26 protein-coding genes and 1 pseudogene are annotated in these 21,591 nt (G+C 47.9%); 17 read left to right on the top strand and 10 right to left on the bottom strand.

The features are described from left to right. The first annotated feature begins 34 nt into the window (after positions 1 to 34). From I2D83_RS19360 to phnP, 10 genes are all read left to right on the top strand, one after another. Positions 35 to 928 (top strand): NAD(P)-dependent oxidoreductase, encoded by an 894-nt coding sequence (locus I2D83_RS19360; protein ID WP_180777408.1) that lies wholly within the window; start codon positions 35 to 37, stop codon positions 926 to 928. Further along, positions 929 to 1,372 (top strand): phosphonate C-P lyase system protein PhnG, encoded by a 444-nt coding sequence (phnG, locus tag I2D83_RS19355; RefSeq protein ID WP_205947137.1) that lies wholly within the window; start codon positions 929 to 931, stop codon positions 1,370 to 1,372. A gap of 6 nt (positions 1,373 to 1,378) precedes the next feature. Beyond that, complete coding sequence (phnH, locus tag I2D83_RS19350; protein WP_205947136.1) at positions 1,379 to 1,960, top strand: phosphonate C-P lyase system protein PhnH; 582 nt, start codon at positions 1,379 to 1,381, stop codon at positions 1,958 to 1,960. Next, positions 1,960 to 3,063: a carbon-phosphorus lyase complex subunit gene (locus tag I2D83_RS19345; RefSeq protein WP_205947135.1), complete on the top strand. Its 1,104-nt coding sequence runs from the start codon at positions 1,960 to 1,962 to the stop codon at positions 3,061 to 3,063. The genes phnH and I2D83_RS19345 overlap by 1 nt, the downstream gene beginning before the upstream one ends. 107 nt (positions 3,064 to 3,170) lie before the next feature. Further along, on the top strand, positions 3,171 to 3,968 hold the full coding sequence (locus I2D83_RS19340; protein WP_230458250.1) for an alpha-D-ribose 1-methylphosphonate 5-phosphate C-P-lyase PhnJ: 798 nt from the start codon (positions 3,171 to 3,173) through the stop codon (positions 3,966 to 3,968). Further along, positions 3,965 to 4,753, top strand: coding sequence for a phosphonate C-P lyase system protein PhnK (phnK, locus tag I2D83_RS19335; protein ID WP_180777412.1), 789 nt, complete (start codon positions 3,965 to 3,967; stop codon positions 4,751 to 4,753). The genes I2D83_RS19340 and phnK overlap by 4 nt, the downstream gene beginning before the upstream one ends. Before the next feature lie 21 nt (positions 4,754 to 4,774). Next, positions 4,775 to 5,506, top strand: a complete 732-nt coding sequence (phnL, locus tag I2D83_RS19330; protein WP_012773194.1) for a phosphonate C-P lyase system protein PhnL — start codon at positions 4,775 to 4,777, stop codon at positions 5,504 to 5,506. After that, positions 5,496 to 6,632, top strand: coding sequence for an alpha-D-ribose 1-methylphosphonate 5-triphosphate diphosphatase (phnM, locus tag I2D83_RS19325; protein ID WP_205947134.1), 1,137 nt, complete (start codon positions 5,496 to 5,498; stop codon positions 6,630 to 6,632). The genes phnL and phnM overlap by 11 nt, the downstream gene beginning before the upstream one ends. A 2-nt stretch (positions 6,633 to 6,634) precedes the next feature. Further along, on the top strand, positions 6,635 to 7,204 hold the full coding sequence (gene phnN / locus I2D83_RS19320; RefSeq protein WP_205947133.1) for a ribose 1,5-bisphosphokinase: 570 nt from the start codon (positions 6,635 to 6,637) through the stop codon (positions 7,202 to 7,204). Between the two features lie 71 nt (positions 7,205 to 7,275). Further along, positions 7,276 to 8,028, top strand: a complete 753-nt coding sequence (gene phnP / locus I2D83_RS19315; RefSeq protein ID WP_413232280.1) for a phosphonate metabolism protein PhnP — start codon at positions 7,276 to 7,278, stop codon at positions 8,026 to 8,028. A 165-nt stretch (positions 8,029 to 8,193) separates the two neighbouring features. Here phnP and I2D83_RS19310 read toward each other — a convergent pair whose 3' ends face one another. Then, positions 8,194 to 8,457: a DUF2798 domain-containing protein gene (locus I2D83_RS19310; RefSeq protein WP_012773200.1), complete on the bottom strand. Its 264-nt coding sequence runs from the start codon at positions 8,455 to 8,457 to the stop codon at positions 8,194 to 8,196. 128 nt (positions 8,458 to 8,585) lie between these two features. Here I2D83_RS19310 and I2D83_RS19305 point away from each other — a divergent pair, with 128 nt between their 5' ends. The 5 genes and pseudogenes from I2D83_RS19305 to I2D83_RS22430 all read left to right on the top strand — a co-directional run. Next, positions 8,586 to 9,488 carry a LysR family transcriptional regulator gene (locus I2D83_RS19305; RefSeq protein ID WP_205947131.1) on the top strand — a complete coding sequence of 301 codons (903 nt, stop codon included), beginning with the start codon at positions 8,586 to 8,588 and terminating at the stop codon, positions 9,486 to 9,488. A 493-nt stretch (positions 9,489 to 9,981) separates the two neighbouring features. Then, a complete protein-coding gene (locus I2D83_RS19300) occupies positions 9,982 to 10,275 on the top strand; it encodes a type II toxin-antitoxin system TacA family antitoxin (RefSeq protein ID WP_205947130.1) in 294 nt (97 codons plus the stop codon). Beyond that, on the top strand, positions 10,272 to 10,730 hold the full coding sequence (locus tag I2D83_RS19295; RefSeq protein WP_318784741.1) for a GNAT family N-acetyltransferase: 459 nt from the start codon (positions 10,272 to 10,274) through the stop codon (positions 10,728 to 10,730). The genes I2D83_RS19300 and I2D83_RS19295 overlap by 4 nt, the downstream gene beginning before the upstream one ends. Before the next feature lie 10 nt (positions 10,731 to 10,740). Then, positions 10,741 to 11,852, top strand: a protein-coding gene (locus I2D83_RS19290; protein WP_205946711.1) for an IS3 family transposase whose coding sequence is annotated in 2 segments (ribosomal slippage) — positions 10,741 to 11,002 and positions 11,002 to 11,852 — 1,113 coding nt in all. Because the reading frame shifts where the segments join, the coding sequence is not laid out codon by codon here. Between the two features lie 11 nt (positions 11,853 to 11,863). Next, positions 11,864 to 11,983, top strand: a pseudogene (locus I2D83_RS22430) (GNAT family N-acetyltransferase); the annotation flags it as partial. A gap of 271 nt (positions 11,984 to 12,254) precedes the next feature. Here the strand turns inward: I2D83_RS22430 and I2D83_RS19285 are convergent. From I2D83_RS19285 to mobC, 7 genes are all read right to left on the bottom strand, one after another. Next, a complete protein-coding gene (locus I2D83_RS19285; protein ID WP_205947129.1) occupies positions 12,255 to 14,378 on the bottom strand; it encodes an ATP-binding cassette domain-containing protein in 2,124 nt (707 codons plus the stop codon). A 4-nt stretch (positions 14,379 to 14,382) separates the two neighbouring features. Continuing rightward, positions 14,383 to 15,465, bottom strand: a complete 1,083-nt coding sequence (locus tag I2D83_RS19280) for a HesA/MoeB/ThiF family protein (RefSeq protein WP_205947128.1) — start codon at positions 15,463 to 15,465, stop codon at positions 14,383 to 14,385. After that, a complete protein-coding gene (locus I2D83_RS19275) occupies positions 15,449 to 16,585 on the bottom strand; it encodes a HesA/MoeB/ThiF family protein (protein WP_240346548.1) in 1,137 nt (378 codons plus the stop codon). Before I2D83_RS19275 ends, I2D83_RS19280 begins: the two co-directional genes overlap by 17 nt. A 55-nt stretch (positions 16,586 to 16,640) precedes the next feature. Next, the gene (locus tag I2D83_RS19270; protein WP_205947127.1) at positions 16,641 to 16,850 is read right to left on the bottom strand and encodes a hypothetical protein; all 210 of its coding nucleotides are present in this window, start codon (positions 16,848 to 16,850) and stop codon (positions 16,641 to 16,643) included. Between the two features lie 313 nt (positions 16,851 to 17,163). Then, positions 17,164 to 17,469, bottom strand: a complete 306-nt coding sequence (gene ccdB, locus I2D83_RS19265) for a type II toxin-antitoxin system toxin CcdB (RefSeq protein WP_205947126.1) — start codon at positions 17,467 to 17,469, stop codon at positions 17,164 to 17,166. A 2-nt stretch (positions 17,470 to 17,471) separates the two neighbouring features. Then, on the bottom strand, positions 17,472 to 17,690 hold the full coding sequence (gene ccdA, locus I2D83_RS19260) for a type II toxin-antitoxin system antitoxin CcdA (RefSeq protein WP_015855076.1): 219 nt from the start codon (positions 17,688 to 17,690) through the stop codon (positions 17,472 to 17,474). A 58-nt stretch (positions 17,691 to 17,748) separates the two neighbouring features. Then, a complete protein-coding gene (mobC, locus tag I2D83_RS19255; protein ID WP_205947125.1) occupies positions 17,749 to 18,492 on the bottom strand; it encodes a MobC family replication-relaxation protein in 744 nt (247 codons plus the stop codon). A 97-nt stretch (positions 18,493 to 18,589) separates the two neighbouring features. On the opposite strand from mobC, the gene I2D83_RS19250 reads away from it, so the two are divergent. Beyond that, entirely contained in the window at positions 18,590 to 18,940 is a 351-nt protein-coding gene (locus I2D83_RS19250; RefSeq protein WP_205947124.1) for a hypothetical protein, read from the top strand. A gap of 455 nt (positions 18,941 to 19,395) precedes the next feature. On the opposite strand, the gene I2D83_RS19245 is transcribed toward I2D83_RS19250, so the two are convergent. After that, positions 19,396 to 19,737, bottom strand: coding sequence for a hypothetical protein (locus I2D83_RS19245; protein WP_205947123.1), 342 nt, complete (start codon positions 19,735 to 19,737; stop codon positions 19,396 to 19,398). Between the two features lie 140 nt (positions 19,738 to 19,877). Here I2D83_RS19245 and I2D83_RS19240 point away from each other — a divergent pair, with 140 nt between their 5' ends. Further along, positions 19,878 to 20,048: a hypothetical protein gene (locus I2D83_RS19240; RefSeq protein ID WP_164669135.1), complete on the top strand. Its 171-nt coding sequence runs from the start codon at positions 19,878 to 19,880 to the stop codon at positions 20,046 to 20,048. A 145-nt stretch (positions 20,049 to 20,193) separates the two neighbouring features. Here the strand turns inward: I2D83_RS19240 and I2D83_RS19235 are convergent, their stop codons facing one another. Then, positions 20,194 to 21,453 (bottom strand): tyrosine-type recombinase/integrase, encoded by a 1,260-nt coding sequence (locus I2D83_RS19235; protein WP_205947122.1) that lies wholly within the window; start codon positions 21,451 to 21,453, stop codon positions 20,194 to 20,196. Between the last annotated feature and the right edge of the window lie 138 nt (positions 21,454 to 21,591).

Genomic DNA, 21,591 nt, shown 5'->3' with positions numbered 1-21,591 from the left:
ATTGCCCATCCCCTTAGCGACAAGGAATGCCGATATGACCCATTCTGTTTCTTTAGTTGGTGTTGGTGTATTAGGAAAAGCGATTTCGCTCAGACTATTGCAGCGTCAGTTTTCGCTCAGTGTGTTCAACCGGACTCACAGTAAAGCGAGCGAGGTTGCCGCCGAGGGCGCTCAATCCGTCCCTGAACTGCACCAGTTGTTCACGCAGGAAAAACAAGTTGTGCTGATCTGCCTGAAGGATGCGGAGGCGATACGTGACGTTTTTCAGTCGAAGGAGGTCACACAAAAACTGACCCGCTATCGTCCTTTATTTCTCAATATCAGTACGATAGGGCCAGAAGAGAGCCGCTGGATGGCGTCTTTCTTTCATCAGCACGGCGCGCATTATGTGGAATGCCCGGTGTCTGGCGGGCCGGAAGGCGCGAGGCAGGGCAAGCTTGCCGCCTGGGTGGGACCGTGTGTGGATGATTTTGCCCGCACGGTTAACGATATCGTGACCAGCCTGTCGGATCGCTATGTGCTAATGGCGAACAACCACAGTGCACAAACCATGAAGGTGATTAATAACTATTGTGAGGCTGTGCATCTGCTGGTGGCGGCAGAAGCGCTGTTGGTGGCGGAAGGCCACGGCATCGCTCCCGATGTGCTGGCAAACGCATTAACGCTGGGACGTGGTCGTTCGACCTATATGGAAGTTATGCTGGATCGCTATCTGAATCCGCGTGAAACCGTGTCTGTCCCTTTATCCATACGCCTGAAAGATCTCGATCTGGCCCATACGCTTTTCCAACGCGCCGAGATCCAAAGCGAATTCTTCGATACGGCGCGTCAGTGCTATCAAAACACGGCGGATCTTTCGGCTGTGCCTCAGGATCAAACCGCCTGCTTTGCTTATCTCTCACGTACCTTGCCAGCGGGGAGGGAGTAGATGTCAGAGTTAACACAGCGACAGCGCTGGATGTCCATTCTTGCTCACAGCGATCCTGTCGAGCTGGAAGAACACTGGGGAGCGTTGAATTTCCCTACGGGTTACCAGCTCTTACGTCCGACGCAGATTGGTTTAATCCAGCTACAGGGAAGAATGGAGGTTGATGGCCCGCGCTTTATTGTGGGCGATATGACCGTGACCCGCGCGGCGGTACAGTTGGAAGATGGAACGTGCGGTTACAGCTATATCGCGGGCAGAAATAAACCGCATGCTGAGCTTTGCGCCTGGATCGATACGTTACTGCAAACCCGATCCTATTTCCATGAAATCTGGGAGCGCATCATCACGCCATTAGCAGACCAGCAGCGTGCATATCGGGAGCAGCAACAGCATGAAGTGGCTGCCAGCCGGGTAAATTTCTTTACTTTGGTCAGGGGGGAGTGATTTGTCATGACAACGATGACGGGCTTCGCCCACCCTGTATTTGGCACTCAGCTTTGCTTTCGCAAAATCGTGAAGGCAATGAGCGAGCCGGGCTCTCTGGTGACGGTGCCGAATGTCTCCGGTCTGGAATCGATATCGTCTGCCACGGCGGCTACGCTGCTTACGCTGACCAGCCACACTACGCCGCTGTTTATCGATCCCCGCATTGGTAACCCGCTGCTGCTGCGTACGCTTTGCCTGCATACGAACGTGCCGATCGCCACGACGCTGGAAGAGGCCTACCTTGTGCTGCTGAGCGGCAACCCTTTTTCTTACGATCTGATGGCGCTCTCCTGTGGCAGCGAAGCCGAACCAGAAAAATCAACCACCGTTATTGTCGAGGTGGACGGAATGCATGACGGGCCTTGTTTAAAACTGACCGGGCCGGGTATCAAGACACATCGCATTATCTCTCCCCGCTTGCCCGGTAGTGTCATGAACTACCTGTGCAACCGCCCTCATGCTTTCCCTACAGGATTGGATTTTCTCTTTACCTCTGGGAAAAAGCTCTTTGCGATCCCCAGAAGTACCCACGTGGAGGAATGCTAATGTACGTTGCCGTCAAAGGTGGGGAAAAGGCCATTGAAGCCGCTCACCAGCTACAATCCTGTCGCCGCCGCGGGTGCACGGATATTCCAGAATTAGACTGTTCACAGATAGAACAGCAGCTGAATTTAGCCGTCGATCGCGTCATGACCGAAGGCAATATTTACGACCGCCAACTCGCCGCGCTGGCTATCAAACAGGCCAGTGGCGATCTGGTGGAGAGTATCTTTCTCTTACGAGCCTACCGTTCTACGCTGCCACGCTGGGGAATCAGTCAGCCGCTTAATACGTCTGATATGCGTCTTGAACGCCGTGTTTCGGCCATTTTCAAAGATTTACCGGGCGGGCAGCTACTGGGCCCGACCTATGACTATACCCATCGCTTGCTGGATTTCTCCCTGCTGGCCGCAGGCGAGGATCCGGTCGCCCCGCGGCCTGACGCTGCTGATGCGAATGAAGAAGCCGATGAGCACGTTGCTCACGCGTTTCAGTTTCTTGCTCAACAACACTTTGTCCCTGAACGGGATATCCGCGACGACAGCGATCCGCCAGACATTACGATGGTCCCCCCGAGTTACCCCGGTACACGTGCGGCGCGTCTCCAGCAGTTGTTTCGCGGCGACGAGGGGTTCCTTCTTTCGCTCGGGTATTCCACTCAGCGCGGCTATGGCCGCAACCACCCCTTTGTCGGCGAGATCCGTACGGGATATATCACTGTCAGCATCGTCGCCGAAGAGGTGGGTTTTGCCATTGATATCGGTGAAATCTTACTGACCGAATGTGAAACCGTGAACGGCTTTGTTAAACCCAGCAACGACGCGCCGCATTTTACCCGTGGTTACGGGCTGGCATTTGGCCGTTCGGAACGTAAGGCGATCACGGTGGCATTAGCCGATCGCGCGCTTCAGGCCGCCGATTATCAAGAGAAAATTCGCGGCCCGGCTCAGGATGAGGAGTTTGTGCTTTCTCATGCTGACAATGTGGAAGCGGCGGGGTTTGTTTCGCATCTGAAGCTCCCGCATTACGTCGATTTCCAGTCAGAGCTGGAGCTATTAAAACGACTACGTGAGGAATACCTCGCGTCTGTGCCAAGGAGTAACGCGTGATGGGCCAGACAACGATCTCCCGCCAGACAGGCAGCCGACCAGAAACGGCATACGATGATTCCGACACGGAATATAACTATGCTTATCTGGATGAAAGCACGAAGGGCATGATACGGCGCGCGATCCTGAAAGCGATCGCTATCCCTGGGCATCAGGTGCCGTTCGGCAGCCGGGAAATGCCGATGCCCTACGGCTGGGGCACCGGCGGCATTCAAATCACCGCCAGTATTATCGGGCCGGATGATACGCTCAAAGTGATCGATCAGGGCTCCGACGATACGACCAACGCGGTATCGATCCGCACCTTTTTCCGCAAGGTGGCCAACGTACCCACTACGGAAAAAACCAGCGACGCGACGCTGATTCAAACGCGGCACCGCATTCCTGAAACGCCGCTTAAGGAAGATCAGATTCTGGTTTTTCAGGTGCCGATTCCTGAGCCGCTGCGCTTTATTGAACCGCGCGAAACCGAGACGTGCAAAATGCATGCGTTGGAAGAATATGGTGTGATGCAGGTGAAGCTCTATGAAGACATCGCCCGCTTCGGGCACATCGCCACGACCTACGCTTATCCGGTGAAGGTGAATCATCGCTATGTCATGGATCCGTCGCCCATCCCGAAATTCGACAACCCGAAGATGGACATGATGCCCGCGCTGCAACTCTTTGGCGCAGGGCGTGAAAAGCGGGTCTATGCCGTTCCGCCGTATACCGTGGTGGAAAGCCTCGATTTCGACGATCACCCTTTCACGATACAGCAGTGGGACAAGCCGTGTGAGCTGTGTGGCGCACGCGACAGCTTTCTGGATGAAGTGGTGATGGATGATGACGGTACACGCATGTTCGTCTGTTCCGACACCGACTATTGTCAACAGCGCCAGAGCCAGGGAGGAGAAACGTCATGACGACGGAACATCATGTATCCGATACCCCGCTGTTGGATGTGCGACACCTCACGCACCTGTATGCGCCGGAAAAAGGCTTCCGTGACGTGTCGTTTCAGCTGTGGCCGGGGGAGGTTTTAGGGATTGTCGGCGAATCGGGTTCAGGGAAGACGACGCTGCTGAATGCGATCTCCGCACGGCTGGCACCGCAGGACGGCGAGGTGATCTATCGTAACGCCGAACAGCAGGTGCTCTCAATCTATGACATCAGCGAACGGCAGCGGCGCGCGCTGGTGCGCACCGAGTGGGGAATTGTCTGGCAGCACCCGCTGGCCGGGTTACGCCCGACCGTGTCTGCGGGCGGCAACATCGGCGAACGGCTCATGGCTATCGGCAACCGGCACTACGGCGATATCCGCAGCAAGGCCGCGCAGTGGATGGCAAACGTCGAGTTACCTGAAAACCGGCTGGACGATCTGCCGACTACGTTTTCCGGCGGGATGCAGCAGCGCCTCCAGATCGCGCGCAATCTGGTGACGGCACCGCGGCTGATCTTTATGGATGAACCCACCGGCGGGTTAGACGTATCGGTACAGGCGCGATTGCTCGATCTGCTCAGGACGCTGGTCGTGGAGATGCAGCTTTCCGTCGTCATCGTGACCCACGATCTCGGCGTTGCCCGTCTGCTGTCGCATCGCCTGCTGGTGATGCAGCGAGGGCGGGTCGTCGAACAGGGATTAACGGATAGGGTGCTCGACGATCCGAGCCATCCTTACACCCAGTTGCTCGTTTCTTCCATTCTGTAAATCCAGACAAAAGGACGCTTGATGGATACGCAATTACGCATCGAGAACGTTGATAAAACGTTCGTGTTATATAACCAGCAGGGCGCACGATTGCCGGTGTTCCACGATGTCAGCCTGTCCGTGAAAGGCGGCGAATGCGTGGCGCTGCATGGGCATTCCGGGAGTGGAAAATCCACCTTGCTGCGTTCTCTGTACGGTAACTATCAGCCCGATGGCGGCCATATCTGGGTGCGCCATCGTGAGCGCTGGGTCGATATCGTCAACGCGGATGCCCGCCATGTGCTGGAAATCCGCCGTGAAACCGTGGGCTGGGTGAGCCAGTTTCTGCGCGTTATCCCGCGTATTAGTACATTGAACGTGGTCATCCAGCCGTTACTGGAACGCGGTATGTCTCGTCAGGAAAGCGAGATTCTTGCCGGTGAATTGCTGACGCATCTGAACGTCCCCGAGCGGCTGTGGTCACTCGCGCCCGCCACGTTTTCCGGCGGTGAGCAACAGCGCATCAATATTGCCCGTGGGTTTATTGGCGATTACCCGATTCTGCTGTTAGACGAACCGACGGCGTCGCTGGATGCCAAAAACCGACTGGCTGTCACACAGCTCATCAACAATGCGAAAGACAAAGGGTGTGCCATCGTCGGTATCTTTCACGATGACGAAGTGCGTCAGGAGGTTGCCGATCGCCTGTATACGATGTCGCTGCACACGATGCCGGTAATTTCCAACGCTCAGGAGACCGCAAATGATCATTAATAACGTCAATATGGTACTCGCACAGGAAATCATTCATGGCTCACTGGAAGTGCGCAACGGTGTGATTCACCACATCAGCGATCGACCCAGCCGTCATCCCGGTGCGCTGGATGGTGAACAGGCCTGGCTCCTGCCGGGGCTTGTCGAACTTCATACGGATAATCTCGATAAGTGCTTCACCCCGCGCCCCGGCGTTAATTGGCCTTCTGAAGCGGCGATGCGCAATCACGATGCGTTGATTATCTCCTGCGGAATCACCACCGTTCTGGATGCTGTCGCGGTAGGAGATGTGCGCGATGGGGGGCATCGGCTTGAGAATCTGCGACGCATGACGGATGCCGTACTGTACAGCCAGCAGCACGGCGCCAATCGGGCGGATCATCATTTGCACCTGCGCTGTGAGCTGCCACATCAAGATACGTTTCCCCTCTTTGAGCAGTTGGCGGATATTCCACTGGTCGCGCTCGCGTCATTAATGGATCACTCTCCGGGGCAGCGGCAATTTTCCTCTCAGGAGAAATATCATCAGTATTACAAAGGCAAATATCACCTGAATGACGAGCAAATGGCCGCGTTTGAGGAAGAGCAACTGGCCGGTTCACGCCGCTGGTCGCAGCCTAATCGCGAGGCGATTGTCCGCCTCTGTCACGATAGAGGCATCACGCTAGCCAGCCATGATGATGCGACGCCGGAACATATCAGCGAAGCCCACCAGCATCTTGTGAGCATTGCCGAATTTCCCACTACCGCGATCGCAGCGCAGCAGGCACATGGCGTCGGAATGAATGTATTGATGGGGGCACCGAATGTCATCTGCGGCGGCTCGCACTCGGGCAATGTGTCAGCACATCATCTGGCGACGCTGGGCGTACTTCACATCTTGTCTTCGGACTACTATCCGGCCAGCCTGCTGGAGGCGGCGTTCATGATTGCAGAGGATGAACGCAATGATTACGACTTGCCGCGCGCCATCGCGCTGGTCAGCAACAATCCCGCTCAGGCGCTGCAATTTGACGATCGCGGCTGCATTGAAGAAGGACGGCGAGCTGACCTGCTGCTCGTCAAGCGGCACGCGCCGCAAATGAAACTGATACGCGTGTGGCGTCAGGGTGTCCGGGTATTCTGATCATGCCGAAACTCATCTACCTCATTGGGCCTTCCGGCGCAGGCAAAGACAGCTTGCTGCGTGCGATTCGCCAACTGGCGCTGCCCCGACTGCTGGTGGCGCATCGGTACATTACCCGTCCCGCTGAAATACAAGGAGAGAACCACATTGCGCTGACGCCGGAGGAGTTTGCTATCCGCCAGCGGCTTGGCCTTTTCGCGCTCAACTGGCAGGCGCATCAATGCGACTATGGCGTCGGGATAGAGATTGATGGTTGGCTCCAGCGAGGAAGCTACGTCATTGTGAATGGCTCACGGGCTTACCTGAGTCAGGCGCGTGAGCGCTACGGCAATACGCTGTTTCCGATATGCCTGACCGTTTCTACATCGACACTGCGAGAGCGGCTATGCGCCAGAGGGCGGGAAAGCGAACAGCAAATCGCCACGCGATTGCAGCGGGCGGAAGAGGAACAGAGCCGCTTACAAAGCGACTGTGTGTTATTGAATAACGATGGCGACCTGCAACGCACGTTATCCACCTTTCAGTCGCTGCTACCGTTCGACAGCGTTTGTGCGGCGCGCAGCGAGAGATAGGCCGAGCGGCAAGCGAACCAGAGAGCGGGAGAAAACCGATGGCAGCAAATAGGGCAGCAAACAGTGACCGGATCGTTTTTCACTTTTTGGGAACCGGCAGCGCGCAGCAGGTTCCCGCGTTTGGCTGCGAATGCGAGGTCTGTCAGCAGGCACTGCAAGATGAAAGGAAACGGCGGCGCGCCTGCTGCGCGGCAATCACAACCCAAGACCGGGTCATCCTGATTGATGCCGGATTACCCGAACTCGCGCCGTATCTGCTCCCTTATTCGCGTCGGCATATTCTGCTGACCCACTATCATATGGATCACGTTCAGGGATTATTTCCCCTACGCTGGGGTTACGGCGATCCCATACCGGTCTTTGGCCCCCCGGATGATGCGGGCTGCGACGATCTTTTTAAGCACCCAGGGATTCTGCATTTCCAACCGCCGCTGATACCTTTCCAGCCCTTCAACCTGGACGGCATAACGATCACGCCAGTTCCCTTAATCCATTCCAAATTAACCTACGGCTACCTCATCCAGACGCCGACGCACACGCTGGCCTACTTGACCGACACCATCGGTCTACCGCCTGAAACTGCTCAGTTTCTCTCAGCACACACGCTCGATTATGCGGTTGTCGATTGCAGCCACCCTCCCCAGACAACGCCCCCACGTAACCACAATGACGTCCCCCGCGCGCTGGAGATCTTCACTCAGTTAAACCCCAAACAGCTATACCTGACCCACATCGGCCACGAACTGGATCGCTGGCTCCAAACGCAAACGCTGCTGCCTGAGAACGTTCATGCCGCGTATGACGGGCTGGTGTTGGGGTTGTAGGTAGGGTAGACGAGCGGTTTTAAGGCGAACAGGTAACATAGATGTGCCATCAATAATGATGGCAGTGTTCTATGTTAGAGCATGACTCAGCCTGATAGTCGGTGAGGAGCGAAAGGCGGACTCGCAAGCCTTAATGTGGGAGAAAGAAATGGCGTATTGAATGACTCAGTGACCGTGAACAGTCAACCCTACCAACCGGGTAACAATAGGACGGACAATCAGTATGCAAACAAAAGCGGCTGGCATGGCAACCTGATAGGCATTCATCACATTTTCCATGTAATGTGGCCCCATTCCAAATTCTGCCAGAATGATGACCAGACACATCAGAAATGCCATGATGGTCGCCATATAAAGAGCAAATACGTAGGGTAAAGTGTGCTTCGGGAGGCGGAATCGCGGGGTATTTTTAGCAACAGCATTAGTCATCAAGTTATCCTGGTTAGCAACGGTTAGTGAAACGGTTGCTAACCTACCAAGCTAACCAGAATGGTAGTAGAGCAGCTATGCTTTAATCATTATTAAATAAAAGTAACGAATCAAGCGTTGGGGATAATATGGATGTGTTAGGGCTGATTAGCAATTTTATCCGCGTGGTGGAGAACGGCAGTATCGCCGCGGCGGCACGAGCTAAAGGTATGAGTCCGGCGGCGGTAAGCCAGAGCCTTTCACGGCTTGAGACACATTTGGGCGTGCGCCTGTTATCGCGCACCACTCGTAGCATGACATTAACCGAAAACGGTAAACGTTATTTCGAGAAAGTACGCCATATTCCACATGACATTGAGCTCGCCTCGCAGGCTGCGGCGAGTGAGACCAAACTGCAAGGTCCGCTTTGCATCGCGACGACTGCCGCGTTTGGTCGGTACGTTATCGCTCCACTGATGCCTGCTTTCAAAGAATCTTTCCCCGATATTGATATCGAACTGATTAGTACCGATCGTAACGTCAACCATCGGTTGGAAGGCGTTGACGTCAGTATCCGCATCGAGGCACAGCTAAACGATCAGCTGATTGCCAGAAAAATCGCATCGCTACCATTTATCTTCTGCGCGGCCCAGGCCTATCTGGATCGCGCGGGTACCCCTCAGACTCCCGAAGAACTCAGCCAGCACGCCTGTCTGGTTTTCCGCTATCCCACAGATGGACGTTTTCTTCCCTGGACTTTTATGGTCAATGGGCAACCTGTTAACGTGAAGCTCAACCCCAAATTCATCAGTGATGATATTGATATTATTGCAAAAATAGCAGCAAACGGAGGCGGCGTTACCCGTCTGGCAAGCTTTGTTGCCCAGCCGTTGATAGACAGTGGCCAACTCACGCCTTTGTTCTGCTCAGACCGCAATAGCGGTAACCACGTCGAGTCTTTACCGATGAATATTTATGCCTGTGTCAATGAACGTTCGGCACTGAATTCAAAGGTAAGGGCATTTATTGCGTTTTTAGAAGCTGAGATTTAAGACGAGGGCGCAGCGATTTTCTGTGTAAATACCGTTAAATGTAGGCTCAGTAGCTAGGCTGGTTTCTTTGAATTAGTGGTGCTCGGACTTGCACAAACGCCGTAGGCGTTGAACAGCGCGCTTGTCGCGCTGACCCTGAAAGGGTGAGTCGCTTGTGGCGAATAATCGAACTGTGTTTGATGGAGAGTCCACACGCCAGAAACGAAAAACCCCCGCCAAAGGCGAGGGTTAAGAATTAGTGGTGCCGGACTCGGGATCATTCAGCTTTCTATTAAGTTGAAATACAGCATAATTTTTAACCTAGGCTGTTGTCAAGACCCGTAGGTTGACCCGTATTTTTATAGATAGATCAGAATGATGGGCCACATGCGATAAAGACACGCCCGGTTCGTTCCTTTGGTTCGATTCCCCATGGTACTAATAAATCGTAATGACATCAGCGTTACGTTTGCTGTATGATTAATATCCAGAGAGTATGACGGAGGATAACATCATGCCTGCGGAGAACAGCGTTTCTGTTAAACGCGAAACACTAAATTTACGCATCAAACCCGCAGAACGGGATCTGATTGATCGTGCAGCGAAGGCCAGAGGAAAAAATCGCACCGATTTTGTCCTTGAAGCTGCGCGAGCCGCCGCAGAGGAAGCGTTGATCGATCAGCGCATCATCATGGCAGATCCCGATGCTTATCAGGAATTCCTTGCTCGCTTGGATCAGGCTCCTTCCCCGAATGCCGCGCTACGTAAAACCATGCAAACACCTGCACCGTGGGAACAGAAAAAATGATCTCTGCTCCTGAGCCACTCCACGCCGAACATGCACTTTCCTCATTCTGTTGCGGTGTGGAGTCTATGGATAACTGGCTAAAACTGCGGGCGATGAAAAATCAGGTCACTGGAGCATCACGAACTTTCGTCAGTTGCGATGGCTCAAAAGTGTTGGCGTATTACTCATTGGCTTCCAGTGCTGTAGCAACGAATGCCGCCCCCGGACGCTTTCGTCGCAATATGCCCGATCCGATTCCGGTGGTAGTGCTGGGGCGTCTGGCAGTAGATAAATCATGGCATGGTCAGGGTGTCGGTCGGGCACTGGTGCGTGATGCAGGGCTGCGGGTGATTCAGGTAGCGGATACTATCGGCATTCGCGGGATGTTGGTTCATGCGCTGTCTGATTGTAAGTATCCCTGTAAAGCGGACCATTCACTTTTAGAGATCTTCCGACATACTAACTATGTCCCCTGAGGAGATCGCTATGCGCAAGATCCGATTCACTGAACACCAGATCATCGCCGTTCTGAAGTCCGTCGAAGCCGGACGAACCGTCAAAGATGTCTGCCGCGAAGCCGCTATATCCGAAGCCAGCTATTACAACTGGAAAGCAAAATACGGCGGGATGGAAGCGGCTGATATTAAAAAGATCAAAGATCTGGAAGACGAGAACCGGCGGCTCAAACAGATGTTTGCCGACCTCAGTCTGGAATGCCGGGCGCTAAAAGATGTTATTGAAAAAAAGCTTTAAAACCAGCGATAAAACGTGAGCTCGTCAGTTATCTGACCTCGCAGTTTGCGATGAGCATACGTCAGGCATGCAGGACGTTATCGTTGAGCAGGACGGTGTTTTTATACCAGCCAGATACCCGGCGTGATGAATCGGTGATCCAGGGGCTGCTAGTGATGGCTGAACGCTATCCACGATACGGATTTAAGAAGCTTTTTCAGGTATTGCGCAGGCAGGGGAATACCTGGAATCACAAGCGTGTTCACCGAATTTACTGTCTTCTGAAACTGAATTTTCGTCGCAAAGGAAAGCAACGTCTGCCGGTGCGTAATCCGGCTCCACTGGCGACCCCAGAGGCGCTGAACCAGAGCTGGTCCATCGATTTTATGCACGACGCGCTGGTCTGCGGCAGACGCTTCAGAACCTTCAATGTGGTGGATGATTTTAACCGGGAAGCCCTGGCCATTGAAATTGACCTGAATATCCCGGCCCAGCGTGTTGTCCGGGTACTGGATAGGATCGTGGCAAACCGTGGATATCCGCTGAAGATGAGGATGGATAATGGGCCAGAACTTATATCGCTGGCGCTGGCTCAATGGGCCGAAGAGCATGGCGTGATGCTGGACTTTATCAAGCCGGGTAAACCGACGCAAAACGCATTTATCGAACGCTTTAACCGGACGTACCGGACCGAAATACTGGATTTTTATCTGTTCAGAACACTGAATGAAGCACGGGAAATTACAGAGCGCTGGCTGGCTGAATATAACGGTGAGCGGCCCCATGAATCCCTGAATAACCTGACGCCGGAAGAGTACCGTCTGATGGCTGAAAACCCGGAAATCTCAAAAAGTGCGTGGAACTAAAACGGGTGTGCTTACATGATGAAGCGCGGGAATTTTACCTGCGTGTAGGGTTTGAGTCTTCACCAATTGACCCGATGATGCTGATGGTGACGTTGGGGGATTTGGTGGATAGTGTTGATTTATCTTTATAAGTTATAAGCGATTTTTTCGTTGATAGAATGGGCCTTTGACGTATCTGGGTTACCTATTTGTAAGGAAAAGAAGGGCATTTAGCTTGACCCTGTTTCAGAGGTGACTACATGGGTTTCTTACTATTCGATCCCAATACCATCAGCACCTGCTAAGGTTTTTCAATTTTTTAGCTTGCTATTTTTATAAATGTACATTTCATAAAAAATGATGTTGGATACCACAAGATTTTAGAATTATTATTTCTATAAGATATCCATATTTTTAAAGTAATTAATCTAAAAATTTTTGTGATAAAACCTTCCCGCCTAAATTACCGGAAAAAGGACCTACTTTAATTTCATAGTCAGAATAATTAATGATCTCTGGTCTATGTTCTATCAATATAATAGCTCCAAAAAGAGAAACTTTATGATAGATGAAATCAGCTATTATACTAGCTGTTTCAGGGTCAAGTCCTGATACTGGTTCATCTATAATCAATATTTTTCTGGTTTCTTTTTTTCTTGCTAAATGCTCACATAATCGAACTCTCCGTAATTCGCCTCCTGATAAGGTTTGTGTTTTTCGATTTAGCTGCAAGTGGCCTAAGCCAAGACTAATCATTGTTTCGAGTGTTTTATTAATTGTTGTGTCTATGTTACTTGTAAAAGTATAAAGCTCTTTTATCTCTTTTTTATAGAAGTCAACAATAGATAGACCATTAACTTTAATTTCAATAAACTCGTTGTCTTTATCAAAAAGGTCTCCATCACAAGTTGGGCAAATTAAATAGAAATCTTTATCATATCCTCTTTCATATTTAACCACTCCGCTCCCAGCACAAGTTTTGCATCCAGCCTCTTTAGACAAAAGGAAAAATTCATGATCTATCCCAGTGTTTTTAGAGAAATAATCAGCAATAAGGGTATTTACTTTAATTGTAGATGCTAAAACTGATCGCCCACTGAAACTCGAGCTTTTTTGTGAAATATAGATAGCGTTTACTTTTTCCTCTATTGCTCTTGCTATAGAGGATTTACCTGATCCAGACAATCCAGTTAAAACGGTTAAACATTTTTTAGGTATTTTAACTTCTTGGTTGATAACATTGTTTTTATTGATTTGTGGGAAGAAGAAAAATTCATCGGTTTGTCTCTTTTTTTTATTTCTTGCAATTGGTAATATTTCTTCATCTTCGTAAATATATCCACCTTTTTGACCAGCTTCTGGTCCAATGTGAATTTTAAAATCTGCATTATTAATAAAAAATAGTGAATGTTCAACTAAAACAACAGTATTGTTTTTTGAAAGTTTTCTTATTTTTTCAAATATATAAGGAAAGTCAGCGCTGTTAATCTGGGAGGATATTTCATCAATTACTAATAAGACTCCAGATATATTTGAATTGAGTAATCGGCTAAATCTAATTTTTTGTAGTTCACCACCTGAAAGGCTTGGCACTGAACGTGAGAAATTTAAATATCCTAACCCCATATCGCATATAGATTTTATGACTCTAAATAGTTCGGTTTCTGTAGGTAACTTACCCAGATTAATTAATAAATCTGAAAATGGTAATGTAAGAAAATTAACAAAGTTAATTCCCATAACTTGAATTCTATTATAGGTTGAAATATTAACTTTAGAGCCTAAACACTCATTGCAAATTTCTCTCACAGTAGCGTCTTCTAAAGATTTTTTTCTAATCATATTTTGTGCTGAAATTAATACTCCTTCATAGTAAGCTCTCCTTTTTCTTGTTACGCCTTTGTATTTGAATTTAAAATCTAATCTTGTTTGAGTTTTTCCAAATAATATTTTTCTTTTATCAGGTTCAGGAAGGTTTTTAAATGGGATCTCAGTGTTAATATTTTCTTCTTCGCAGTATGCTAATAATAAATTATGATACAACCCTGAGAATGTCCCTGTTTTCCAAATGGAAAACGGTTTTCCAGATACACTTTTTTCCTGATCTATAATACTTATTGAATCTATTTTTTGTATTATACCTAATCCCTTGCAGAATGGGCACTCATTATCTGGTTTGTTTGTTTTTAAGTATTTAAAATCAGGGATTAATGTTTTTTTTTCTTTAGCAGAAAAAGAAAGTATTTGTGCTATATTCAGATATGTATAAAGAGTAGATCTTGGATTATTATTTTTTATTGATTGCGAGATAGCAACGGCAGGAATTATGCCAGAATAACTCTCTATTTTATAACCACTATTTTCACTATAACCATTTTCTAAAGCATCGAATTCATCGTTACATAGTTGATATAGGCTAGAAAAAACTAATGAACTCTTACCTGCTCCAGAGCGTCCATAAATTGCTGTTATTTTATTCTTGTATATTGTTACGTTAATATTTTTTAAGTTGTGTGTGTAAATGTTGTTTAATTGAATGTAATTCATTGTGTTAATCTCCGCACCATTTACACTCAGGGTTTCTTTCAATATTTATTGTTTGAAAATTGAGGTCATGAATGTTAAATTCAATTCTCTTATTTGTTTGTTGTAATACATCGTATCTATGTATTAATACTTTAAAAGCATCCAATGAAGCCAAGCTTGCTGCAATACCTGATAATGGAGCAAAAGAGCCTAATTTCCTGTTTTTTCTATGGAGTGACCTAACTTTTATAAGGTCATTATCATTAATTGTATTTAAAGCTGTTTTAAAGCATTCAAAACATGCACTTTCGTAAGGGATAATAGTTTGACCAATAAGTGTCAAGTGTAGATTATATCCACCTCCAACAATATGTGGAATTTTATGCTGCATTGCGTATTTTGAAATAATATTGCTTGTTACATCAACACTTGGCTCATCAGAGCAATTAATGATTAATTCAAGTTTTTTTGGTATTTTTGTTACTGTGAAAAAATCATTTTTTAAAAAACTTGGAATAATAGATATGTTAATTTCTGGGTTTATTGATTTCAGCTCATTACTTAATTCAATAGATTTATTTGATTCAATGCTTTTTTCAAAATAGTATTGTCTATGTAAATTACTTAAATCAACAAAATCGTTATCAACCAGAACTAAGTTTCCGACACCACATTTTGCTAAATATGCGGAAATAATACTACCAACAGCTCCTAAACCAACAATCATGACAGTGGATTTCTTAAGCTTTTCAATTGCACCTAATACTTCTGATGTAGAGTGGAAATAATCTTCAAGCAAATTTATTAAACGATAATCTTTCTCAAGAACTTCAATAGGATATTGTATGTTTTGTTCGATTAATACAAACTCATCTTTTAGATAGTACGCAAGTTTTTCTAATTGTAGTTTGTCTATTGATGCATTACTTTTAACAATATTATCAATGGTTGTTTTTCCATCAAATTTTCTTAAAATTTTTATAACATCAGGGCATTCTATTTTTAAAGAAAATCCATCTCGAACATTAGATTTAAAAAACTCAACATTATGCTCGTGGACAATGATTCCAATACTCTCTCTTAGCCTTAGATTATTTTCCGCACACATGGCAACCTTCCTGCTTTAGTAGTCTAAATTCAGTTAATTCTCCATTATTAGGAAGATATTCATACCTAATGGTCGTAAAGTTATATTGAGAGTCTTGAGCTAAAAATTGTATTATTTTTAAACAGCTAAAGGATGCTGAAAATCCACTCATAATTGCTAGCCCACCAGATCCGCCAATATCATAAGAAATTTTTTTGCTATTTGATTTTATATTTTTAACCAATGGTTCTATATCATCTATTCTATTATAAACTGGTTTCCATTCACTTAAGGCTTTACTGAAAGTATTTTGAATACAATCAATGCAAGGTGTCTTTGGTGGATAAACTAGTTCGCCAGAACTCATTAAATGTGCATCAAACCCTCCCATAACATACAATGGTATGCTTCTAGATTGAAGGTGGCGTCCTAATTTTAGTGAGGTATGCCCAATGTAGGGTTCGTCACATCCATTAATAACAAGGTCAATATCATCGCTTATCCATTTTGATAAATCTGTGTTTGGAAGTAGTTTCTCTTTGAAAATTGTAATTCTGCATCTTGAATCAATTTGTTTTAAATAGTTTGCTAATACATCAACTTTGGGTTTTCCAACATCCTGAACCCTAGAAAATAGATGCCTTGATAAGTTTTGTTTTTTAAATTCTTTATCATCAACAAGAGTGATGTTTAGTACTCCAGCCCTGACAAGATACTCTGCAATATGTCCTGTCACTGCGCCGCACCCTAAAATAGCAACACTTTTTGAACTTAGTATACCTTGTGTTTCATAACCTGTTCTATCTAAAACCATATCATCGAGATAAGCAATTTGACGTGCATATCTTGAACTTGAATCTGCATTTTCATCTTGTTCTGTGATCAGATGTCTACTGAGTAGAAAATCAATTATGGTTATCGCATCCTGCTTTTTAAAAGCTCCTAAATTAGTGAATATATCATATGCTGTATTTTTTCCATCCAGTAGTGCTAAAAACTCAGCAATTGATTTTGACGTGACTATTTCTATTTTTTCACGTGTAGTCATTCGATGAAAAGTGATCTTTATTTTATTATCTTCTAATTCTGAGGCATACACATCAATAGTACGCTTTAAATGAAATTTTTTATTCAGTATCATTTTTTGTTTTCTATAAAACAGCCCATTTTATGAAAGTGTAAAATGGGCGTGAAGATTAATATTGTAATACTCCAGAATTTAGCTGTAGATATTGATCCCAAGCATTCATATCATTTTCATGTTCGGAATCAATGTTTTTACAATTTTTTGCTGTGCAATATGTAGAACAACATGCACTCACACCATTAGTTTTACAGCCTGCACTATTTTGAGTCATAACGTTTTTCTTAATGACTTCAAAAGTCAAATCTAAAATATTACTCATAATAACAACTCCTTTTTTAAAACTTATTTTCTGTAATTTTTAATTGCTAGGTCAGCATAATGCTTCTTATGTTCTTGGTCAACAGAATGCTCTCGACTAATTAAGTAGCAAATACATTATTATCATGTGAATTATTTTAATTTAAAGGTTGTTGTGAAGTCTATTTCAATAAAGGACTTAACTTTCAGTTGATGATTTTTAAGGAGCTGAGTAAAGATAACCATTCTCTTTTAAATAGTTTCAGAAATATAGATCTCATTCTCCTGAGAAGGTTGCTATGCGTAATCCTCAATGCGAACATGCTGACCCCCCTTCAAATCCCCCAAAACATAAGATTAATAGCATCCTTGATCTCATCGGCATAGTCTCCAAGATCCATGATAGCCTCACCAATCACCTCAACAGGAACACTCGACAGCTCTGTGGTCATCAGCCGATAATCTTCCCCATCGATGCGAATCAGCGGGAACAATGTTTTATTCACTTTCTCAGACAGATGATGTGCTTCGATAAGCGGGATGACCATGCGCCGCTTTGGTGTGTCGACAATATCGCTTTGCACATCGACAAACATTTTGTAGTGGCTGGCGCGTTTATATTCATAAACAATGAATTGCATGATCACCAGTTCCTGTTTTCATCCGCAAAGGAGCCATTCTGCGCGATAAATCGGGCGACTTCTTCCATCCCTTCGCGGTTTTCCTTTTTCCACTCCTCAGCCTTAATGCGGCGGGCTTCTTTGCCAATGGCGTCATTCACCAGCCCGGAAATATTGACTCCGGCAGCACTCAGAACCTGATAATTGTCTTTGTCCACGGTAACGCTGACGCGGTGTTTCATGATGGTGATCCTCTCTTGTACATACTTTGAGTATATACTTCGCGTGGTTGTTCAGCAATTAGCCAATATTTAGCTTCAACCGTTCCAACTCCTCAAATGTATAAACCCGAAAAACATTACGGTGCTTCGTTTCCAGTGGGATATGTTGATGATCCACGATGACGTATTTCACACTATTGAACAGCAGTTCGATAGCCCGTTTTTTCTGTGGATCGGGCACGATGTAGAAAACGTACATCCAATGCTTTTCAGTGCGGGCCAGCAAATGGTTGGTGATAATCGCCTGATAACGGGCCTTGGTTTTCAGACGGCGCTCAGTCTCAACGGTGATAACGGTTCCGTCTGGTAACGTTATCACCCCGGCCGGGCGATGATATACCTTATAGCGGCTGCGGAATGTTGAATCAGCGCCGCTGATCCACCCATAAGCGCCTTTCTTCTCAAGAAGGAGCCGTGCTAGCTGACGATCAAGGCGCTGCATCAGCGTCCAGCCAGTGACTTTCGAGGGCTCAAACCGTGCAGGAAAGCCATCCTCATGGGGTGTGACGACAACGGATAATCCGTCGTTGGTGATCCCCCATAGTGAGATTTTTTCCATTCTTGTGCAAAACGTCTGTTTTTGAATGAATCCCATGTCGATGGCTTTTGCCAGCAACAGATACAGCGGCTTGTGATTTTTAAAATCAAAAAGCAGCATCAGGTTTTTAAAATCGCTGTAGGTTTCTTCTTTCAGAAAGGTGAGCAGACGTCGCATTTTTTCGTGACTACGCGCCCGGCGTTCACGGTAATCAGAAATCAGCATGGTTCCTCCTTCGCATTTTACTGGGGTGTTCGCTCTTTCGGTTTTATTGCCTCATTGCATGGGGGAATACCTTCGCCCACTGGCATGAGTCGACGTCATGAGGCGATCTTGTGGGGATAAAGAGGTGACCGCGATGCGGTCGTGCGCCGGACAATACCTTTCCCGGCACAAAACGGCGTGCGCCAGTTCATGCGGGCTGGACGCCCTTATTGCCTGGCACATGGGGGTAATGTCGCGGCTGGACGCCACGCCAAAACCCCCAACGTCAACGGCGGCACACCGTCGCCCGCTACGCGCGACTACCCCCTTTGAGACGCCGTTTTTAGCCCACTTTTTCTTTTGCCCGTTCCGGTCAGCGAAAAAATGGGAAAACGCCTTCAAAGCGGGTAGTCGCGCCTCGCTACTGGCTTGTGGCCGGAGACTTAGCCGCGACGGTGTGCGGGGCTGAAGCCCTCCAAATAAACCGACGCGTGGGCGCGTCTTTTTGCTCGCTGGGGCGGCAAAATTTATTCGGCGCCCCCCGGCCTGCTCGGTTTCCCTTGGGGGAGACGCTCGCCGGTGGGTTCGGGCGACGCAAATGCGCCCTTTCTGCGAAAGGGCATTTTCTCGCCTCACACCACGGATGAATGCCCGCGAGGCGCAGGCATTCACCCGCCTAACCCCGTCGCGTCCTGCGTCGTGCCTGAATGGCATATTGAGCGCTGTAAATGTTGCGAAAACAAAACGTTCAGACATGTCTTCTCCCCACTGGAATCAGCCAGTAGGGAAGGCTATCGGGAAAGGGGGAGGATGCCTGCAAACAACTCAATATCGGATAGGGAGAATTATTGTTATTGAGCCACGAAAGCAAAAAAGCTCTGACCTAACGGCAGAGCTTTAATCAGGCTGGCTATATTCAGATGGCTATCTGGCGGTGAGTGAATGTGCGCGTTTGTGCATCGTGGTAAGGGCAGGGATGAGTAAACTGATTGCCGTTAACCCATGTCCCAATTGGCACAAGCTTTCCGGCGTGGATTCGCACACGTCATTATCGGCAAAGGTAATCAGCGCATCGCCAATGAAATTCAGGCAATGACACAGCCCGGCGCTGGTTTCGGCGCAATACTCTGTGACCAGCGAGAGTTTGTCATCGTCCATGTTTGAAAAATCCAGACGCGCCAACGCGGCACTCATGGCAGAGTAACGGTTCTCATAATCCGGCAGTGATTGATAAGGCGAGCCCGTGTTACTATTGGTGTCAGCCATAGCATTAGTCCTCATAATGTTGTGGTCAGAGGCCCGGTTAGTGTTCCTAGCACTGCCGGGCTTCGTTCTTTACTGTTGCAAAATACCATGTAATTGCGGTGTAATTACAACTATACCATGCTATGGAATTTGTAATTACAATGTCAAGTGAAAAATCAAAAACAGACCAGTATCAAATTCGGCTGTCCCACGAGTTTCGTGCGCAGTTAGAAGAACAAGCCCATAAGGATGGCGATAAAACATTGGCTACGTGGATAAAGCGTGTTCTGCGTAAGGAACTCCAGACTCGCGGTATTGAACCAAAAGGCTGAGCGGTGGTTAAAGTAGTCAGTCGATATAGAAAATCCTAGCGTAGAAAAAGACGGTTGGCAGAATGCCCGAATGATTTTAAGACAACGCTCCTGACGGGGTTTCTATCACATAGAAAGCCCGTCAGGAGCAAACAAGCGCAGCGCGTTAGCCAGCCGTATAACTTCGCGCATAAATATACGGTGCGACGTAGCCGTCGCGGTTAAAGTCCAGATAATCCGACCACCACTGCATCATTTCGATTCTGGCTTCCAGATGCTCCGCTTTATGCACGTAAGCAGCCCGCACGCCGTTGCGCTCTTTGTGGCTCATCTGCCGCTCAATGGCATCCTTTGACCAGCGTCCGGACTCGTTCAGGGCGCTACAGGCCATGGTTCTGAAACCATGCCCACAGATTTCGGTTTTGGTGTCATAGCCAATCACGCGCAGCGCCTTGTTGATGGTGTTCTCACTCATCGGCTTGTTCAGGGTATGCGCGCCCGGGAAAACGAAGACCGATTCGCCAGAAATCGCCTGAATCTGTTTCAGTAGGGCGACTGCCTGCCGTGACAGCGGCACCAGATGCTCATCCTTCATTTTCGCGCCACGCTCTGAAAACCGCACGCCGTTTACCGCTTCGCGCTGGGCGGGTACGCTCCAGATATGCGCTTTGAGGTTGAATTCATCCCAGCGGGCAAACCTCAGTTCACTGGAGCGCAGAAAAACATGCAGATTCAGCTCCAGCGCCAGACGGGTGAGCATCCGGCCTTTGTAGCTGTCAATCTTCGCCAGCAGTTCAGGCAGGCGTTTTAGCGGCAGAGCGGGGTGATGTTGGGTCACAACCGGGGTCACGACACCGTCCAAATCGTAAGCCAGATTGTATTTGATTACGCCCTGTTGTACGGCGTGGCGCATGATTTTGGTCAGATGCTGTCGTACCCGTCCGGCGACGTCATGCACGCCTTTACCGTCAATCGCCTTAACCAACTGCGCAAGATGGCGGGTTTCAACCTGCGCGATATCCATCGCGCCAATCATGGGGAAAACGTAGCGTTTCAGACAGGTGATAATTTTATCGGCGTGCGCGTCTGACCAGAGCTTGAGGCTGCTGGTGTGCCACGCCATAGCGACATACTGAAAGGTGCGGGATTCCTCAACGGCGGAGTTGTTCGCTTTACGAAGCTGAGAAGGGCTGATGCCGGATGCCAATAGCTTACGTGCCGCATCGCGCTTTTCGCGGGCCTCTGCCAGCGTGGTTTGAGGGTAGGGGTCAAAGGCCAGACGGTTTTCTTTACCGCCGAAGCGATAGCGGAAGTACCATAACTTAGCGCCGCTGGGTGATACCGTGAGGTACAGGCCTTGCGAATCAGTGAGCTTATAAGATTTTGCGAGAGGTTTCGCAGATCGGACTTTGCTGTCAGTTAACATATGAGGGTCACTCCCGTTCATCGAACTGAATGACCCGCAATCTGACCCACAAATTCCCCGATACGAAGGGATAAATCAAAACGCATCGGAAAAGATTTTTACGCCAACTTATTGAATCGCAACAACATAGGGATTGAT

This window comes from Pectobacterium aroidearum (genome assembly GCF_015689195.1).
GTDB classification, from domain to species: domain Bacteria; phylum Pseudomonadota; class Gammaproteobacteria; order Enterobacterales; family Enterobacteriaceae; genus Pectobacterium; species Pectobacterium aroidearum.
The sequence above is the reverse complement of the archived record's forward strand: the minus strand, read 5'-3'. Positions and strand labels throughout refer to the sequence as shown.

Excerpts from the sequence above, each read along its gene's own strand:
- I2D83_RS19285 (WP_205947129.1), bottom strand. The coding sequence starts at position 14,378 with ATGAATTACATTCAATTAAACAACATTTACACACACAACTTAAAAAAT.
- phnN (WP_205947133.1), top strand. The coding sequence starts at position 6,635 with ATGCCGAAACTCATCTACCTCATTGGGCCTTCCGGCGCAGGCAAAGAC.
- I2D83_RS19295 (WP_318784741.1), top strand. The coding sequence starts at position 10,272 with ATGATCTCTGCTCCTGAGCCACTCCACGCCGAACATGCACTTTCCTCA.
- I2D83_RS19275 (WP_240346548.1), bottom strand. The coding sequence starts at position 16,585 with ATGATACTGAATAAAAAATTTCATTTAAAGCGTACTATTGATGTGTAT.
- phnG (WP_205947137.1), top strand. The coding sequence starts at position 929 with ATGTCAGAGTTAACACAGCGACAGCGCTGGATGTCCATTCTTGCTCAC.
- I2D83_RS19245 (WP_205947123.1), bottom strand. The coding sequence starts at position 19,737 with ATGGCTGACACCAATAGTAACACGGGCTCGCCTTATCAATCACTGCCG.
- I2D83_RS19250 (WP_205947124.1), top strand. The coding sequence starts at position 18,590 with ATGAGGCGATCTTGTGGGGATAAAGAGGTGACCGCGATGCGGTCGTGC.
- I2D83_RS19235 (WP_205947122.1), bottom strand. The coding sequence starts at position 21,453 with ATGTTAACTGACAGCAAAGTCCGATCTGCGAAACCTCTCGCAAAATCT.
- phnL (WP_012773194.1), top strand. The coding sequence starts at position 4,775 with ATGGATACGCAATTACGCATCGAGAACGTTGATAAAACGTTCGTGTTA.
- I2D83_RS19300 (WP_205947130.1), top strand. The coding sequence starts at position 9,982 with ATGCCTGCGGAGAACAGCGTTTCTGTTAAACGCGAAACACTAAATTTA.
- phnK (WP_180777412.1), top strand. The coding sequence starts at position 3,965 with ATGACGACGGAACATCATGTATCCGATACCCCGCTGTTGGATGTGCGA.
- ccdA (WP_015855076.1), bottom strand. The coding sequence starts at position 17,690 with ATGAAACACCGCGTCAGCGTTACCGTGGACAAAGACAATTATCAGGTT.
- I2D83_RS19345 (WP_205947135.1), top strand. The coding sequence starts at position 1,960 with ATGTACGTTGCCGTCAAAGGTGGGGAAAAGGCCATTGAAGCCGCTCAC.
- phnM (WP_205947134.1), top strand. The coding sequence starts at position 5,496 with ATGATCATTAATAACGTCAATATGGTACTCGCACAGGAAATCATTCAT.
- I2D83_RS19340 (WP_230458250.1), top strand. The coding sequence starts at position 3,171 with ATGATACGGCGCGCGATCCTGAAAGCGATCGCTATCCCTGGGCATCAG.
- mobC (WP_205947125.1), bottom strand. The coding sequence starts at position 18,492 with ATGCTGATTTCTGATTACCGTGAACGCCGGGCGCGTAGTCACGAAAAA.
- I2D83_RS19305 (WP_205947131.1), top strand. The coding sequence starts at position 8,586 with ATGGATGTGTTAGGGCTGATTAGCAATTTTATCCGCGTGGTGGAGAAC.
- ccdB (WP_205947126.1), bottom strand. The coding sequence starts at position 17,469 with ATGCAATTCATTGTTTATGAATATAAACGCGCCAGCCACTACAAAATG.
- I2D83_RS19360 (WP_180777408.1), top strand. The coding sequence starts at position 35 with ATGACCCATTCTGTTTCTTTAGTTGGTGTTGGTGTATTAGGAAAAGCG.
- I2D83_RS19280 (WP_205947128.1), bottom strand. The coding sequence starts at position 15,465 with ATGTGTGCGGAAAATAATCTAAGGCTAAGAGAGAGTATTGGAATCATT.
- I2D83_RS19270 (WP_205947127.1), bottom strand. The coding sequence starts at position 16,850 with ATGAGTAATATTTTAGATTTGACTTTTGAAGTCATTAAGAAAAACGTT.
- I2D83_RS19240 (WP_164669135.1), top strand. The coding sequence starts at position 19,878 with ATGTCAAGTGAAAAATCAAAAACAGACCAGTATCAAATTCGGCTGTCC.
- I2D83_RS19310 (WP_012773200.1), bottom strand. The coding sequence starts at position 8,457 with ATGACTAATGCTGTTGCTAAAAATACCCCGCGATTCCGCCTCCCGAAG.
- phnH (WP_205947136.1), top strand. The coding sequence starts at position 1,379 with ATGACAACGATGACGGGCTTCGCCCACCCTGTATTTGGCACTCAGCTT.